Origin of the sequence: Enterococcus sp. C76, assembly GCF_040886985.1 — a bacterium.
In the GTDB taxonomy this organism is placed as follows: Bacteria; Bacillota; Bacilli; order Lactobacillales; family Enterococcaceae; genus Enterococcus_B; species Enterococcus_B lactis.
Map to the genome: position 1 here is coordinate 30344 of NZ_JBFOEY010000014.1, position 17185 is coordinate 47528.

The 17185-nt window shown below is 34.0% G+C and carries 22 protein-coding genes and 1 pseudogene; 1 reads left to right on the forward strand and 22 read right to left on the reverse strand.

The window, feature by feature from the left end:
• Positions 1-2: 2 nt before the first annotated feature.
• The 12 genes and pseudogenes from AB3I00_RS13615 to AB3I00_RS13670 all read right to left on the reverse strand — a co-directional run bounded on the left by AB3I00_RS13615 (position 3) and on the right by AB3I00_RS13670 (position 10557).
• On the reverse strand, positions 3-362 hold the full coding sequence (locus tag AB3I00_RS13615; protein WP_325828489.1) for a hypothetical protein: 360 nt from the start codon (positions 360-362) through the stop codon (positions 3-5).
• A complete protein-coding gene (locus AB3I00_RS13620; protein WP_338350259.1) occupies positions 343-543 on the reverse strand; it encodes a hypothetical protein in 201 nt (66 codons plus the stop codon). The genes AB3I00_RS13615 and AB3I00_RS13620 overlap by 20 nt, the downstream gene beginning before the upstream one ends.
• A 64-nt stretch (positions 544-607) precedes the next feature.
• Positions 608-1414 (reverse strand): hypothetical protein, encoded by an 807-nt coding sequence (locus AB3I00_RS13625; RefSeq protein ID WP_325828493.1) that lies wholly within the window; start codon positions 1412-1414, stop codon positions 608-610.
• 21 nt (positions 1415-1435) lie between these two features.
• On the reverse strand, positions 1436-1804 hold the full coding sequence (locus tag AB3I00_RS13630) for a hypothetical protein (protein WP_368025479.1): 369 nt from the start codon (positions 1802-1804) through the stop codon (positions 1436-1438).
• Positions 1788-2321, reverse strand: a complete 534-nt coding sequence (locus AB3I00_RS13635) for a hypothetical protein (protein WP_325828495.1) — start codon at positions 2319-2321, stop codon at positions 1788-1790. Before AB3I00_RS13635 ends, AB3I00_RS13630 begins: the two co-directional genes overlap by 17 nt.
• A gap of 169 nt (positions 2322-2490) precedes the next feature.
• Positions 2491-2688: pseudogene (locus AB3I00_RS13640) on the reverse strand (M23 family metallopeptidase); the annotation flags it as partial.
• A gap of 1 nt (position 2689) precedes the next feature.
• Positions 2690-2998: a hypothetical protein gene (locus tag AB3I00_RS13645; protein WP_368025480.1), complete on the reverse strand. Its 309-nt coding sequence runs from the start codon at positions 2996-2998 to the stop codon at positions 2690-2692.
• 31 nt (positions 2999-3029) lie between these two features.
• The gene (locus AB3I00_RS13650) at positions 3030-4553 is read right to left on the reverse strand and encodes a glucosaminidase domain-containing protein (RefSeq protein ID WP_368025481.1); all 1524 of its coding nucleotides are present in this window, start codon (positions 4551-4553) and stop codon (positions 3030-3032) included.
• Between the two features lie 52 nt (positions 4554-4605).
• A complete protein-coding gene (locus tag AB3I00_RS13655; RefSeq protein ID WP_368025482.1) occupies positions 4606-5607 on the reverse strand; it encodes a class A sortase in 1002 nt (333 codons plus the stop codon).
• Positions 5604-6245, reverse strand: a complete 642-nt coding sequence (locus AB3I00_RS13660) for a hypothetical protein (RefSeq protein WP_368025483.1) — start codon at positions 6243-6245, stop codon at positions 5604-5606. The genes AB3I00_RS13655 and AB3I00_RS13660 overlap by 4 nt, the downstream gene beginning before the upstream one ends.
• Positions 6246-6326: 81 nt before the next feature.
• A complete protein-coding gene (locus AB3I00_RS13665; protein ID WP_368025484.1) occupies positions 6327-9536 on the reverse strand; it encodes a collagen binding domain-containing protein in 3210 nt (1069 codons plus the stop codon).
• 205 nt (positions 9537-9741) lie between these two features.
• Positions 9742-10557, reverse strand: coding sequence for a LysM peptidoglycan-binding domain-containing protein (locus AB3I00_RS13670; RefSeq protein WP_368025485.1), 816 nt, complete (start codon positions 10555-10557; stop codon positions 9742-9744).
• 144 nt (positions 10558-10701) lie between these two features.
• On the opposite strand from AB3I00_RS13670, the gene AB3I00_RS13675 reads away from it, so the two are divergent.
• Entirely contained in the window at positions 10702-10947 is a 246-nt protein-coding gene (locus AB3I00_RS13675) for a hypothetical protein (RefSeq protein ID WP_368025486.1), read from the forward strand.
• 761 nt (positions 10948-11708) lie between these two features.
• Here the strand turns inward: AB3I00_RS13675 and AB3I00_RS13680 are convergent.
• The 10 genes from AB3I00_RS13680 to AB3I00_RS13725 all read right to left on the reverse strand — a co-directional run bounded on the left by AB3I00_RS13680 (position 11709) and on the right by AB3I00_RS13725 (position 17159).
• A complete protein-coding gene (locus AB3I00_RS13680; RefSeq protein WP_368025487.1) occupies positions 11709-12050 on the reverse strand; it encodes a DUF5406 family protein in 342 nt (113 codons plus the stop codon).
• A complete protein-coding gene (locus AB3I00_RS13685; protein WP_368025488.1) occupies positions 12037-12288 on the reverse strand; it encodes an ASCH/PUA domain-containing protein in 252 nt (83 codons plus the stop codon). Before AB3I00_RS13685 ends, AB3I00_RS13680 begins: the two co-directional genes overlap by 14 nt.
• Positions 12289-12363: 75 nt before the next feature.
• Positions 12364-12639, reverse strand: a complete 276-nt coding sequence (locus AB3I00_RS13690; RefSeq protein WP_368025489.1) for a hypothetical protein — start codon at positions 12637-12639, stop codon at positions 12364-12366.
• Positions 12636-12779: a hypothetical protein gene (locus AB3I00_RS13695; protein ID WP_368025490.1), complete on the reverse strand. Its 144-nt coding sequence runs from the start codon at positions 12777-12779 to the stop codon at positions 12636-12638. Before AB3I00_RS13695 ends, AB3I00_RS13690 begins: the two co-directional genes overlap by 4 nt.
• Positions 12780-12804: 25 nt before the next feature.
• Positions 12805-13215: a hypothetical protein gene (locus tag AB3I00_RS13700; protein WP_368025491.1), complete on the reverse strand. Its 411-nt coding sequence runs from the start codon at positions 13213-13215 to the stop codon at positions 12805-12807.
• A 35-nt stretch (positions 13216-13250) separates the two neighbouring features.
• Entirely contained in the window at positions 13251-13469 is a 219-nt protein-coding gene (locus AB3I00_RS13705; RefSeq protein ID WP_368025492.1) for a hypothetical protein, read from the reverse strand.
• 74 nt (positions 13470-13543) lie between these two features.
• Entirely contained in the window at positions 13544-13699 is a 156-nt protein-coding gene (locus AB3I00_RS13710; protein ID WP_368025493.1) for a hypothetical protein, read from the reverse strand.
• A gap of 249 nt (positions 13700-13948) precedes the next feature.
• Positions 13949-14206, reverse strand: coding sequence for a hypothetical protein (locus AB3I00_RS13715; protein WP_368025494.1), 258 nt, complete (start codon positions 14204-14206; stop codon positions 13949-13951).
• 1010 nt (positions 14207-15216) lie between these two features.
• Positions 15217-15522, reverse strand: a complete 306-nt coding sequence (locus tag AB3I00_RS13720; RefSeq protein WP_016631593.1) for a hypothetical protein — start codon at positions 15520-15522, stop codon at positions 15217-15219.
• A 140-nt stretch (positions 15523-15662) separates the two neighbouring features.
• The gene (locus tag AB3I00_RS13725; protein ID WP_368025495.1) at positions 15663-17159 is read right to left on the reverse strand and encodes a primase C-terminal domain-containing protein; all 1497 of its coding nucleotides are present in this window, start codon (positions 17157-17159) and stop codon (positions 15663-15665) included.
• Positions 17160-17185 lie beyond the last annotated feature (26 nt).

Below are 17185 nucleotides of genomic sequence, written 5' to 3' on the forward strand. Positions count from 1 at the left end.
ACTTATTTCATGCTTTGGAACCATTCTACAAGTTGCATCGTAAAAGCAATCCCCACTAATGAGACTCCTGCACGAATGATCCACATTTTTGCTTTTTGATTTATTTCTACGATTGGAATCATATTACCAAACCATCCTGCTGCAATAACTGCCGCTCCGACTGCCCCACTTACATTTTTGATTGTTGTTACTACTGTGTTTCCTGCATCTTTTACTGAAGACTCAATATCTGCATATGCGCTCACAGGCCAGATAAAATGGAGGGCAAAAGCTATCAAAAGTAACATTAAAGCTCCTGTAACTATTTTCTTCTTCTCCGTTATTTCTTGGATTGGTTCTAAATTAGTTTGAATGTTTTTCATAACTATTTCCTTTCTGTGAGTAATTCTTTTGATTTTTTAAACTTTTCAAGATTAAATCTTGGTTATTTGAAATGATTCCTTGATGGAACTCATCTAATGCCGTATCGTAATCTTTTCCTGTTGCTTCCAGAACAGCCATTGCAATATCTTTTGTTTTCCGTTGATCTGCATTCAATGCCATGTCTCATTTCTCCTTTAATCTAAAAAATAAAAAAAGATAAAAATCTCAGCAGATTTCTATCTTTTTAAAATTTTGATTCTACTTTTTTACCAATCAATCGATTTGCCTTTAAGAACTGACAAATTTCAGGATATTCTTGACTGGAAATTCGCTTAATCCATACATTTTTATGACCATATCCATTCCAGATAAACCCTTTTTCTTTTAAGACTTCTCTGTACTGATAAGCTCCAGGAACAGCGATATAATATGTCTCAACAAAAATTAGATCCAAAATATTAACTATTTGAATCTCTAGCCCTTGTTCCAAACTTTCTAGTATTTGAAACTCATTTATCGCTTGTTCTTCTGTTTCGAATTTTCTTATCCATAATTGTTTTTTAGAATAATAAGAAAAATCTCGTCTTTTTAATAATTTTCTTGAGTCATATGCTTGTCTTACCTGTACAACATTCTTACATTTAGATTTCGTGTATTCATTTGCAAATGACGTTCCGTAATATTTACACAATTTATCATAATCAGAAGAATCTTTGCTATCTAGCAATAAATCATCTTGATTGATATATCCCATTCTCAAAGCTGTACATACTAAAGGATAAAATCGAGAATAAAAAGTATCTTTGTGAGCTGTATCGCCTAAGTCCATTGCTTCAATATGGTGAGCTACTTCATGTAGAGCAGTTAAGAAATTAGCTCCTGGACTTCGACTCAAGTTATAAATTTCAATTTGTCGATCATTCTGAATATATTTTCCATGCTTAGATTTTAATTCTTTTGGTACGATTTTCACTTGGAATTGCTTGTACTCTTTTACATCTGGATATGTTTCTTGAACAACTTTTTTTAAAAGATTATCAAGTAAAATCAAATAGACTCACCTCTTTCTGAGTTAATATCTTTTATGATATTCACTTGTAAAAGTGGCCCTATCAATTCCAAAATTTAGCGCTCCACTTCTTGTTTGAATCACTTTTAGAATAGGAACTTTTTGAATAATCTTTTTATTTTCATCCAAAATACATAATATTTTTGTATAACGTGCTTTTGGTAATTGTTCATGATAATACTCATCTTTAACTAAGTTAGACGAAATGGAATAACAGTATTCTTTTTCAATGACATCATTTCTTTTCAAACCTTTTCTTAATTTTCTTGACAAAGGCAATTTACATATATCTTTTTCAAATACGTAAAACAACCGATCTTCATCTGTTAATAAAAGTTCATGTGTAGCGTATAAATTATTTTCTTGTACCATCAATACTACAATTCCTCCCATATTTTTTCTTTATTTGAATAATTTCTTGATCGAGTGATCTCACATCTTCACACATTGTATCTAACAATCTTTCAAAGTACTCGTAATCGTTATATAATTGCATTTTGTAAGCACTCTTTGAATAGATTGGTTTCGGATAATTTAAATACCAATCTTTCCTATCCAATAATGTATCGTTACCTGTCGTAAAAAATACAATATATGGAAAAATCAAAAATATACAAAGTAGTAAGAGAAGACACCAAAATAATGGTTTCCAAAACCAAAAACCGATGATTAAAATAGTAAGAGCTAACATAATTCTCTTATATCTCCAGAAAATATAGCGACGAACCATGTTTTCTGAACCGATTATGTTATCTAGACATTTTAAATTGAATCTTAATCGATCAATTTTTCTCTTATTGTAACGAATTAATTTTTCTTTTTTTCTCAATCGAACGAGCGATTCAGTTTCCTTAATCTCGTGTAAAAGTTTTTCGTGTTCTTTTTTCACTTCAGCCCCTCACTTTTTTATTTTCTTTCATCTATCATATCTTCATAACGATCGATTGCTACTAATGACATCAACGCCACACCAATAAATCCGCCTAAAAATAAACCACTTATAAATAGCAACATAGACAATACCTCCTTAAAAATTGAATAAAAAAACAGCCTTATTTTTAAAATAAGACTGTTTCTGGATCAACCAATTGTGATTGACTTAAACTATGATCTAAACATAATTCAAAATGTAAATGGCTACCTGTGCTATTTCCTGTCGAGCCAACATAACCAATAATCTGTCCTTGTTTGACTTTATCTCCCACTTTGACTTGATATTCTTGTTGGTGCGCATATAAAGCCGTTGTACCGTTATCCTTAAATAAAAATTTTATTTTTTATAGTAAAAGGACAGGATCTATAAAACAATTCTTGTGCCAAAAATTGATATTCTGGCTTAATATTTTTTCTAAATTCATCAAAAAGTTCTGAAATACTTTTATGAGGATCAAAAAAATTTTTTCCTATATCTTCAAAAAACGGATCAACATCGATTCCTCTATAAGTAAAGAAACTAGATTGATTAACCTCTCTTAAATACTGAATCATCATGTCATCGTCATAAAAGATAATATAATCTTCAAAATATTCATTATCAAAAAATTTTTGAACAATATATAATCGCATGTTATTCCTCCTAAAAAAACAGCCTTATCACTTAGAATAAGACTGTTTTTGGATCAACCAATTGTGATTGATTTAAGCTATGATCTAAACAAAGTTCAAAATGCAAATGACTACCTGTACTGTTCCCAGTAGAGCCAACATAACCAATAATTTGTCCCTGTTTGACTTTATCGCCCACTTTGACTTGATATTCTTGTTGGTGGGCATATAAAGCCGTTGTACCGTCTTCATGCTCAATAGCTACATAATTCCCCCATGAAGGGTGAAACTCTGCTTTAACGACCGTTCCTGCTTTGCTAGCGTAGATTGGCTCGCCTTGTACTGCTGCCAAATCTAGTCCTCGATGAAATTCTCCCCCATGAATACCAAATGGACTTGAAATCGTATAGTTTTTCAATGGTACGATATACCCTTCTTTACTTAATTGCGGCCCTGCTACTTCTTTGTCATACGTAGTCAAACCATAAGTTTCAATCAAACCATTCAATTTTTTATCATAGCTAGTATCTGTCGCATAACGACCTGTTAGAAATTTTGTAGCTTCTTGATAAGTTTTTGCATTTGTTTTCCATACTCCATCATAAAAATGACTATTCCCAGTCAAACCTTCTTTTAAGAGTTGAGCATAGTCATTTAAGCTATCCTCGTAGCTTTGATACTGTCTAAAGGTTGCCTGAGTAGTATAAAGTGTTCCATTGCCTAAATCTTCTTGTGTCGCAAAAGAGACGCCTTTTCCATTATGTGTCCCTTTGATTCCAAATAAATTATAATTTGGCGCTTGCGCCAGCTGACTTTGACCACTTGCTGATTCTAAAATCGCTTGGGCAATCATGACTGAAGCATACAAATCATTTTCTTGTCCAATCTTACGAGCAGACTCGCCAATTTTACGAATAAAACTTTCTACCGACTCGTCTTTTTCAAAATGAATATTTCCTTCATTATCCTGTTTACTAGAAGGGACTAATTCTTGAATGGGCGCAGTTGGTGCTTGATGATAAGCTTTCGATTCTTCTTGCACAGTTGGTTGAGCTTTTGCCTTTGTTTCTACTTTGGGTTGCGCATATTGTTCAGTTGTTGAAGGTTGTTTCTCAACTGTATGTGAAGGAATGACTTCCGCAGGCTTCGCTGGTTGTGTTACTTCTTGACTGCCCGATTCACTCGGTTTTGTGGTTGGCTGTTCCACAGGCTTCGTTTCTGAAGGCTTCGTAGTATCTTGTGTATTATTTTCTGATTGACTAGAGTCTCTCGTACTAGGAGTAGTTGTTTCTGGTTTGGACTCTGTTGTCTGTGAACTATCTGTCGTAGAATCAGTAGGTTGATCGGTTGATTCACTTGTTTTTTGCTCAGATTGTTCCTGTTCCATCGAAGAATCAGTTGTGGTTTCTTCTTTAGTTGTATCTGTATTATCAGTTGTAGAACGATCTGTATTCACTGTAGTTGATTGTTCTGTCGAAACAGTTGATTGTTCTTCGTCTGCTAAGACGGATGGCGTATAACCAATGACTTGTCCTAATAGAAGCATAGCAGACAATAATTTACTCGTTTTTTTCATCTAGAATTCTTCTTCCTTTCTTTCAATTCAAAAATAGTTTTTACCACCATGACTATTTGTACGACTTACTACGAACACAACCGATCAATACCAACAGATAAACGACTGAAGCTGTTATGAATACATCCATATCATTGCATTCTTTGACTAACCAAATACAATTTTTTTCGAAAGAAGAATACACCTCTTTTTCTTTCTTCGGTACACTAGTTTCCCTATTCTTCTTTACTAATTGATTCGTAGGCTCATACTTTTCTGAAGAGGTATCGTGATCCGACACCGTATTCGTCGAATTTGACACAATTGTATTGACCGCTTGTTCTTGATCTTGAACAACGGAAACAAGTCCTAAATTCTCTTTTAACTCATTATCTGCTTCACTGGCAGGATAGGAAGAAACAAACGTTCCTTGAACCACTGCTCGTTGAGTCGTATTTATTCCACCTTCGCAACGAATAAAGGTAATAAGCGGTGTTTCTTCTGACTTCGGCTCTTCTAATACTTCGCCTTCTGATTGATCTACCACTTGATTTTTCGTTACTCGGTATTCATAAATATTGGCAAAATCAGTTACATAAATAAAAGAACCTTCTGAAGTCTGGCGAATATTTTTTAACACACCACCACCTTGCACAAGATTATGAGCCAATAATACATAGTTTCCTTTTCCTAGTCGTTGTTCTGTTCGATAAGTGCCCACTCCAACCATTAGATTTTCGTTGCTCATACCAGCCAAAATTTTGGTTTGAATAGACGAACTTGGAATATACACCGCACCGATTCCCCACTGATTCACAATATTCTCATAATGTAATTGAGCTTCCGCAAATTCTTCCGCATGAACAGGCTGAATTAACCGTGGATTGAACGAAGCTTTCTCATTTTTACTCTTTTGCTTTTTTTCTACTTGTTCTTCTTGTTGAATTGGGGAAAGCAAGACTTGACTCCGATTATCTGTATTTTGTAAAAGAAAATAGCCATAAGCAGTCGATCCTACAAGAAAAAAGCCAAGTAATAACCAGCCAATCAAAAAAGATTTTCTCCATTTATTCATGAATCATCACTCTTTTCTCTAAGCAACTGATTTTTAGCAAAATATTCCGTAAATACTTGTTGAATCTCGACCTGTGGCGAAATCGTCCCCGTTTCTGTCGCTTGTAAAATATCCTGAAATAATTCTCTGGAATCTTCTAAAAACGCAAGAAAATGTGATTTTAGAACACTCCCTTCTTCAATCAGAATATAATCCATGCCATATTCACTATTAACAAATTCCTGTTTGGCTTGTTCCAACGACTCCTGATTTTCAGAAATGAATTGTGTGAAATCAATGGATTGATATTCGTGTTTTCCTTCTAAGATTTCCTTGATATAATCGCTTCTTCGCTTGATTCGTTTGAGGTATTCTTCCACACAAACCAAATAGCGTTGATAGTGATACATATATCCTTGAATATTTTTTTGATAAGGAATAGAAACTTTTGATAGATCAATTGCATCTAATAACTGATAATTGATTCTCATCGTCTCTAATTCTGTCGTATAAACTTCGATTGTTTTAACAGGAGAATTAGAAGTATTCAAGTGATAAAGTAATAATTCATTAGACGCCAGGGAACAATGAAGCACATTAAAAAAAAGTTTTTTCGTTTGAAAATTGTAAATTTTACGTTCATTTAATATTCTTGTCATGTTGATTTGCCCACCTTTGTAAACAAACTTTACAAAATAGAAAAAACTAAACGCCTTTTCAGACGTTTAGCCTAGTTTGAATTACTTGTTCGCACGTTGTTTTTTCATGTAAACAACAGTACCTACGGCAATTACCATAACTACAGCAAATACACAAAATACCTTTGTACCATTCAACGCTCCTGAAGTTTGTGGAAGAACTGTTTTAGGAGTACTTGGAGTATTTGGGGTTACTGCTTTAGCAGGAGTTTTCGCAGTTAACGTTTGTTTTTCATTTTTCAAATCAAAGTGTTTAGCATATTCATTTTTGTGTTCTTTGTCAGTATAAGCAATATGTGTTGCAACTAATTTTTCGCCGTCTTTCAAAGTATTCGCTTTGTAGTTATAAACTGATTTGAACTCATATGTCTTTTCGCCTGCTTGGTGTTCTGATTCGTCCGTACCTACTACCGTAACGTTTCCATCCTTATCAATTTTGTGGAATTGTGTTACATAGTAGAATGTTTTACCGATATCTTCTTTTGGCACAGTTGCTTTTACTTCATCAATTAATGTTTGATCTTTCGTTGGATCAAATGTTTTGCTGCCATCTTTTGTTAAAAATAGTGTTTCAATTGTTGGCATACCAGGTGTTACTGCTTCTAACGTTTGTTTTTCATTACTCAAATCAAAATGGCGAGCATATTCGTCGGTATGTTCTTTATCAGAATAAACTACATATGTCACAACTAATTTTTCACCATGTTTCAAAGTATTTGCTTTATAGTCAAATTTTACATCAAAATCAAAATTTTCTTTTTCTACTTTTTGCTCCAATTCTATTGTATCTACAAGAGTATCTTTTCCATCTTTATCAAGTTTATGGAGTTGTGCTTCATAGTAGAAGACTTTCCCTACATCTAATTTATCAAATTTATTTTCTACTTTATCAATCAGTTTTTGATCCACCGTTGGATTAAATGTTTTTTCGCCTTCTGTTGTCACAAATAACGAAGAAATTTCTGGCTTTTCAGGAACACGAGCATGCTCGTCCACTAAGAACAGTTTACTTAAATGAATGATATTTGAGCCTTCATTAATTTCTTGTTCCGTTTTTCTCACAATTTTTAAAGGTTCTTTAGAGCCTTTTTCCGTAATAGTAAATGTATACTCACGCTTTTCTTCATCGAAAGAAGAACGAATAGTTAATGGGGTAATTAATTCATATCCTTCTGGTGCTTTTACTTCTTCCAAATCATAGTCACCATATGGTACTCCTTCAAATTTCCAATAACCATCATAACCATTAGCGTCTGTTTCCGTTTTAACAGTACGTGCTTCACCTTTTGTTGGTTCAATTGGTGTTAGTTTTAACTCAATACCATTGTAACCACTTTGAGTTGAACCGCTCTGAGATTTTACATACTTAAATCCATCAAGGGTAAACTTAATCACATTTTCTTTAGAAATAGATTCTGTTGCAATCACTTGGGTATCTTGATCTTTATAAGTGACTTCAAATTCACGTTTTGTATTATCAAGTTGATACCCTTTTGGAGCAACAAGCTCTTTCCAAAAATATTTACCTAATGCTAAGTGTTCAACGCTTGCTTGTTGTTCTTCGTCAGATAATTCAAATTTCACTTCGTCACCTTCTAATTTATTTCCTTTAGAAGTAGTTGGTTTAAAATTATCAGTCCATTTCACAGGAGTGCCATCTTCATAGAATAATCCATATTGCGCACCATCAAATGTTGCACGTCCTTGTGTTTCTGAACCAGTTTCAGTGTCTTCTTTCGTTAATACTGTTGATCCTGTTACTTCTTGGTTCGTACCTTCGGTATTTTTTATAATAACCGCAGTGGTTTGATTTTCATATTCGATTTTTACCTCTACCGGTTTAAATGTATTTGCAAAACCATTAGAAGCCGTTTTTTCAGTTACCCAATAAGTACCTAATTCTAAATCTTTAGCCGTCTCTGCATGACCAGTTTCTTCTGTTGTAATCGTACGAATAACTTCTCCTGTTGGACTATCTTTTCTAACTTCAAAGACATTCCCTGCTAGAGAATAGTTGTTATTCCACATATCTTTACCAGATTCAACACCTGATTTTTCAACAATGATTTGTCCCTTTGCCTTTTTATTACGTTGTGTCAGAGTAATCGTTTGTCCTGCGACAATATCGCCCTCTATAACATCAGAATCACCAATTACAGACCCTAAAACATAAGGTGCTGGAACAAAAGTTTCTGTTGCTTTCACATGTGCGCCATGTGGCACTTTGATTTTTGATGATAAACCATTTTCACTCGTTGTCACTTCTATAGGCACAGTTGTACCTGCTGGAATATTGCTGTATTCTAATTGGAAACGTGTCCCTGGCACTACTTGACCTGTTTCTTTATCAATTTTCTTGATTTGAAATTCTCCAAATGTATTAATTTTAAAATTGACAAGATATTTTCTTGGATCTTTAATTGCAGGAACGACTACTCTTTGTGACCCTTGCTTTTCTAAAGCAATAGGAGTACCTTCCATGTATGAACGTTTATACGATATTGTACCACTTTGAACATTTGGATCAGTTGGAGTTACTGTCACAGATTTTCCATCTGGAGCAATAGCCCAATTGATATTTGCTGAATTAGAAACTTGTGTTTCAAATGAATTTAAATTAACAGAAGATGTTAATGTTTTTGATTGACCATAAGTTAATTCAATTGTTTGTTTATTAAATTCTGGAACTTTATCATAATCGGCTATTTTTTGATATAGCAATGCTTTTCGTTGCGCATAATTAGAAATACGAGGAATATCATCTACATGTATACCATATGGTAATAATTCCCATATAACTGACTGTGTTACAATACGATCATTTTCATTCGCGTCTCCACAAATACCTAAAATAGGGTTATTCCAGATTGCTGAAGCGACTTGCGCCTCGTGTGGAATATCATTGGCACTAACTGCTTGATAACCAGGATTATCACTAGAAATAAACGGAACACCTGGTTGAACACAAAATGTCATAATATCAATGCCACCATCATCTGGTTTTACTGCCATTGGCGCAGTAGCATCACTCCATGCTTGCCCATTACGTGTTCCATACATCATATAGACATTACTAGTATCGTAATAAACATTCCCTGTTTCTCCTGGCTTCATGGTAAATGCCTCTGGCACAGCTGCCTGAACATTTCCACTACCAAAACCAATCCCCACAATACTACATACTAAAAAGAGTGCCATCATTATAGGCTTAGATTGAATAAATTTCTTAAAAAACAAGTTTACTTTTCTCACTGAATAATTCCCTCCTAAAAAATAAATAAAAAAAAACACTAAAAAGATTTCTTAGTGTCTTAAAAGTAAGATTAAATTGATTTATATAAAACCTCTCAAGTACGATGAATAATACCCATAAAAAGCATAATAATCCAGTATCATTACCTCCTTAAAAAAATAAAAAACCCACAAAAATTTTTGTGAGTTTTACTTTACTAATAAATTATTGTTTTACTTCCCAAGACATTACTCCCCATGAACCTGTATCCGGACAATTATCTGCATAATTGTCAATCCATGCTGTAGCTTCTGCTTCTGTATCAAATACATGTTGTCCTTTTTCAATAGTGTATTGAGGTTCTGAATCTGCATAATACCAAACAGTGTATTTATATTGTACTGGTTCTTCAGGAGTAGTTGGTTGACTTGAGTCTGTTGTTGTATCACCAGTAGATCCTTCAGTTGATTCACTTGGATTGTCACTAGGTACTGTTTCAGCAGGTTTTACAGGTGCAATTTCTCCACTATCTGACGTACTTGGAGTAGTTGATCCAGTATTGTCAGTTGTTTGACCACCAGTTTGTGTATTACCTGTTGCTGTATTATCAGTTGAAGGTGTTGTTGTATTTTGAGTTGCTGAATTAGTTGTATCTTGTACTGGTTGTCCTACTGGTTTAGTTGGATCAATTTTATCTGAATCTTGAACAACTGTTTGTGCAATTGTTTCTCCTTGAGGATTTTGTACAGTCATTACATCTCCATTAAATAAAAGTTTATTTCCTGCATAAATCAGGTCAACGTTAGCGATAGAATTTCTTTCTGCTAATGATTGAACTGTTTGATTAGTAGCTTGTGCAATCACGCTCAGCGTATCACCATAAACAATGGTATATTCTTTTCCATTTGTTTTTGCAATATCTGTTGAAATTTGTTGGACTGTTCTTGGTGTCCATTCAGCTGCATCTACTTTCTCATGAACAGTTGCTAACGCAACTCCACCAATAGTCGCTCCAATTGCTAATATCCTTAATAATTTCATTTTGTATTCCTTCTTTCTTTTTATTATTTATTTTATTTACAAACATAGGATACCAACATTAGAATCCTATGTCAATAACTATTTTGAAAAAAATATTAATTTTGGTATACTTATCTTAGAATCCAATAAATAGGAGGTCGCTTTATGGAAAATAGCAATTTAAATCATTATCAAAGCTGGGTTACATCCAATTTAATTACTAGAAAACAAGCCGCCGAAATTACTGGTCAAAGTTTTGCAGCATTCTCTCAAACAATTAAACAAGGTCGGATTAAACCTTTCGTTGAAATTGGAGAAGGTTCTGGTCCAGGAATGGTTCGCCTATATCTTAAAAGCGATATAGAGGCTTACGCTAAACAATTACAAGCTAAAAAGCAGAAACAACAATAAGTCGTTTCTGCTTCTTTATCGAAAAAAACAATTTTATTATGAAGAAAAATCCATCATAATCCTATCACTCAGTGTCATACTGATATCTGTACTTATCATTGCTTTTTCTCTGTCCAAGAAAACAGAAACAAATAGTCAATCAACCGTTGAAACTTCTTCGGTTGTTCAGTCTAATCATCACTATCCATCTTTATCGAAAGTCAAAGCCTGTCAAGGCGCGGATATTCAAGTTTCGGGGAAGACTCCAATTACTACAGTACTTTTCCAATATTGCTATCCTTTCTCCTGAATTAGGAGAAGAAGTCCAATTTCTAAATCTTTGAAGATAGGGGATATTCTTATTTTGCTTACAAAGAAAAGTAAGCATACTTCATTTTCAATTTTAACAAATTTTCGTTCTAATGTTACGCTTTCATTCATAAAAGATCATTTTGAATTCATAATCGTAAGATTCTACATGAAAAAAGAGTAAAAAATGAAATTAATTTTCGCTAGTAATAATTAGCAAACCTTTTCCTCATTTCATGAATAAAGTCGTTAAAACTACAACTATAATTCCTATCAATCCAATACAAACATTAATTATTCTTTCTTCATCATTACAATTTTTTTGTATTACCTGCATGACTCGATCCTCTCTAGCTCACAATTTTCTATATCTGCTACTACTTGTTCATATAGATCTATACATTCTTTGCTACAATCAGCGCATAATAACATGGTGCTTTCACTTTGAAAAATTTCATTGCCTATTCCTCCGTTTACTGTTCTTTGTCTTCTACAAAAGCAACAATTTCAAGACCTACAATGTAATCACCTAACTCTTCCCATACATCCACAACTAATAATTCGTCCCCTTCGTCATTTTTCAGGGTCATTTTGAACCACTCATTACCTTCATCATCTTTAGGAAGCAATCCAAACCCAATTGGATTATCAAGCAATGGTTGATCGTACAAATCATCTTCATCTAATGCTAGAACATCTAATCCTTTACAATTCCCACCTCTTCTAAATATCACAAATCCTTTGTAATCCCAGCGTTGAAAAGAAACTTTAATGGTGTGTTTTCCCCATCGGCTATTAGGATCATAATTTTTCATTTGCTTTTCCTCCTGCTCTAATACTCAATACAACATAGCCATTTTTCTGCATATAATCTGTTATATACGTAATTTCAGCTTGATATGACCTACCTGTAAAGCCGTCTTTATTCCATTCTTTTAGTATTAACTGATCCCCAACTTGAAAATCACGATCATTTTTGCGAATCTCAAACTGCTTACGTCCATTGGCAACTGCTTCGAAATATACGGGTAATATTTTTAGTTCGTGAGTCATACTTTTTTTCTAGTAGATTCATAAAATGCTAAATCGTTTATTTTATCTAAATTGTTCATCCTTCTGACACCTTTTCTACGCCATAATCAAATATTGGCGTGATATACCTTCTTCTAATCGATAATAAACTTTCACTCGCTCAAATCGTTTCAAAAGACCAAAAAAACAGCGTTTTTCTTTTAGTGAAAATTGAGAAATATATTGAGAAACCGGTAATTGTCGGTCTTTTCTCTTCTTGATCTCAGCCAGAATATCTTTCTCAAAATAGCGAATCATTTTTTGTTCTTCTTGTAAATTGAAATTCCGACTAAACCCATCCACTAAAGGTCGATAATGATAGCTTGTACTCATACAAGCTCCTTTTCTCTAGGAAGAACAAGAAGTACCAGTGGCTCAACTATTTTTTTATCCAAAACCCATTCATTAGCTTCTTTTTGACTTTGACAGGAATGATACACACACCCAGTGTACTTCCCCATGATTTTTATCATAAGCAACAACTCCTTCTCTTAGATATTATTGAGATTCATTCTCTTTCTGTTCTTCTTCTAAAACCATTTCATGAAGGTTTAGAAGAGTATCCCATGCTTTTTCTATTCTTTCTTGATTTTTTTTATTTGGATAAAAAAGTTTACTCGTTATACTTTCTGGATACTGTGAAAGCGCGTATAAACGCCAAGTCAGAATTTGTACTCTTTTCCTAGTTACTGCTCCATCGGAATTTTTAGATTCATATCTATCATAAGTAGCTAAATCATACTCAAAATCTACTTCATCAATAGTATGTTCAAAGTAACTTTGTTCACTCTGAACACGCATCCCACCCCATATTCCTAAAGAAAAGAATATGAACGCTATGCCTACTTGAATTTTTAAACGAGAGAGACACTCACTTCTCTTCATTCTTCTAAAAAATACAGGAAACAATTTTCCCAACTCCCTACAAAAAATCACACACATCTCTAAGCTGTTCGTAACTTTAACATTCGTACAACCTGTCCATTCTGAGTAGTATAGTTCGGAGAAATCGCCTGGCTTCTTGATAATTCGGCTAGTAACTGGCGATAACGTCTTTCTGACCATTTCTTTCCTCTTTTCTGAAGCAAAACATATTCAGCCAGCGAAATTTCCTTGCGTTTTCCAGATTCTAAAAAACAAATCAATCGTTGAATTTCCGTCATTTGGATTCCTCCTAGTAAAAAATTTCTCTTGTTTACAAGTAAACTGTAAATCACATAAAAATTAGTGTTCGTTGTTAGGTAAAACGATAACCTGGCATGTTAGGTAAATGCTCAACCTGTGAACCACAAATCACTCGAAATGTACCAAGTATCAGAAATCCTTCTGCTAACAGATAGTTACCGAAGTAACCCTTACCTGCGCTACCTATTTCTCCGTCATTTGTCTCCACAAAATCTCCTAAAGGATCACTACACCTTCAGGTACTGTCCTTCCAAACACGACCGTAGATTAGACAGCGAGAATATCTACGACTGGTAAGAAAACATTCTTATCTCCTTCTAAATCTTTTGCACCTCCTCATTTAGAAACCAGACGGTTTTCTTACACCCTTAACTGTGTTCTTTTTATTCAGTTTTCAAGGATCAAGCTGTTCACAAGTAAAGAAATTTACTTGCAAACAAGAAAAATCTTTCCGTTTTTACATGTGTTTTATCTTGTAAGATTTCTCTAGAAACAAGAGTCCTCCACGCTTCTTTCGACGTTTTGCAATTACTTGGTGATTCGTCCCAACAACGGTTCGGGTAGAATGATAAAGCAAAGAAATTGGTCGGATTTGCTTTGTTTGACGATTAATAAATCGTCCATCCCCTAGGTTTGCCCAAACACTGTTGTTGTAGAGCTTAATCGTAATTGCTTGACGCTTCAGATCCTCTACTGTACAAAATCTTCTAGACATGTTTAAACTCCTTTGAAAGTATTAACTTATTGCTCAACTTGTTGTCGAACAATGTAGAACCCAACAAAAAAAGAGAGAGACTGCATATTACCTCCGAAGAAGCAATAACAGTCTCTCTCCTTTGCCAACAGGTTCCCTCAAAAACACGCAATAGAATATGCCCCCTACTTAGAATACACTATCCCCCCTAAGTACAGGTCATTTCATAAAATTTCCAAAAAGACTCAAATTTTTTAGTAGCAAAGAGTATAATTTGGATATATTTTATGCTATTATTGTCCGTGTTGCAGGTTCGCCTGTAACACAAAAAGGAGTAAAACCGTTCAAGTGCTTGGCGGCAGTGAACGGCCGGTTTTGGTTAGTCTACGATCTCAGAAAGAGGTAGGATGCTTTCTAAGGGAGACGCCTCAACCGACTCCTTTTTTTGTTGGGCTCTACATTGCACAGCAACAAAAAAAGTATTATTAACTTTTAAAATCTAAATCGTAATTCAAGAAAAACAATAGCATATTCATTCACAATCCGCAAATAAATCTGCAAAAAATTTTTTTCAATCCATCAAAAGGCACAAAATATAGTCTTTGTTCGCCCTCCTTTACTCACAACAAATATAGTAATTTACTCATGAATAAATTTGAACAGCTGCTCGATCAATTGACAATTTAAGTATTGCACAATTAATTTAATTTGAAAAGACTTCAGAAAAATAAAAACTAAAACGATTCTAAGCATTTTTCCAAAATATTTATATTAATATTTTCTTAAATAGACTTGACATTTAGAAAAACAGCTGAAAAAACTTTTATTTTCTAAAAATCTTAACAAAAAAAGTATATCATAAAACTTTTTACCGAACAAGAGTTCGTATTTTTTTTGAAATCTTAAAAATATAACGATTTTGAATTTAAATTCAACGATTATGAAGTCATATAATTATTTTCTAATCTTTGATTGTGAAAAAATAAGCAATTTTATTTGTAAAAATTGTAATATTTAAAAATGTAATGATTTCAGTCTAATCTTTTTTTCACTTTCTTTCCTTTCTTAAATCCCACACGTTCCCGATAACGATAATAATCATCTTGTAGTTTTAACAATTCCTCATAGATCTCTCCCATACTACGACTAGAAGCTAAAGACAAGGCATAAATAAACGACGCAGGCAACGTCTCTACGGAACGCTCCCTCGTTACCCAACTAGCTACAGTTCCCTGATTAAAACCATAAAGCTCGCAAAACTGTTCAACAGGCATACCTAAATACCTCAAAATATACACATTCACAGCATGAGAATAAACATAAAGCTTCATAGACATATCGAAACCCTCCTCAAATGACTACGTATAATTACAAACGTAATAATACCACACAGTCTAAGAATAAGAGCTTCCCAAAGATAAAAAGCTAAAGAGTATCAAAGATATATTGTAAAAGGCAATTGACGTCTTTTATTTTTTCAACCTGTATCGATTTCAAATAGCCTGATTTCTTGGGATTCTTGCTCAGGTAATAGCTGTTTAACCATGCTTGTCCATTCATCGATTGTTAGTTTAAACTGCGCTATGATTCCTTGAATAAAGGATTCTTTTTCTTCTTTCTTTGCTTGGATCAAGCTTGCGACTAACACACGTACAGAAGCAAGTAAAAGCCCACCACCACGTCCTTTTTTGACATGGTAGAACACTTTGTGTTCTTGCTTTAAGGCGCTTAATGCACGATCCAGACTTCTTAATGGCATATTTAATTGTTCCGCCAATTCTTTTTTAGACAGTTTCAAATAAGGCATCCGAAGATCACTTTTTTCGCTCAAATAGCGCATAATATCCTCTTGCCATTCATGTTTATGACTATATTCTCGTTGTTCACGTGGTTTCTTGAACTTCCACCAACCACGTCGTTGTATAAATAACTCTTTTTCTTGAATGTCTGAAGCTATCCATTCCTGGCATAATTCCAAAACAAATTCACGATTGGCTGCTTGATAATTGCCAGAATACGCACTTTTTATAATCTTTCGCACTTCGCCTTCAGTCAACGGCTCGTTCAATCGATCGTTAAACTCAAACATGTTATACTCACAGGTTTCTTGTCCGTAACCAGAAGAATAATAAGCCAAAGAGAGTGTAAAGATCACGTTATTCCGTCCTAAACGACCTTCCCCTCCAATAATGTTTGCTTTACGTAACAATAAGTCAAACCACGGTTCATCAACTTGTCGATACTCTTTTTTCTCAGGGAAAACGATTAATTTCGCACTTTTTTCTGCTTCATACTTTTGGTTAGACGCCATTTTCATCGACCAATTCAACCAATCAGAAAAAGAATATTGATTTTCTAACTCAAAAAATACGATATTTTGTTTGTTTGGGAATCGAGCAATCCCAAAATGATTACAACCTACATCGATACCTGGTAACTGATTAGCCAATTGTGTCCGAATCGTTGTAGAAATACGTTTTGCCACTTCAATTACTTTGAAATTACTCTTTTTCGTCACATAAGCAGGTGTTTTTAACACAAAGTAGACTTGATAGCCATGATCCGATTCTAAAATCATTGTTGGCATATACCCTAATTCATCCACACAAGCCAAGAAAATCTCTCCTTGATGGTTTTCTTTAGAATCGATATCTACCACAAAAGTATTGATTTGACTTAAATTCTTTTCTGAGTGTCCTTTGACAACTGAACGATTTTCGTCTGCATAAGTCCCATAACGATAAACGTTCGGTGTCCAATGGGTCAGTTTAGACTCATTTTCTAAAATCGCTTCTTCAGACGTAATAACCATGCCACGCCCTGCATTCATCAATTGTTTACTGCGGTACGCAAAGATTGCACCATTTCTGCTAGTATTCTCATACCCGACAGGTTTCATGGTGCTGTTCCGATATTTGTATGTACGAATGCCTTGTTTCAATAAAGCAGTATAGCATTGATCTAAGTTTACCATAGCAAAATTTCCTCCAAATTGTATTG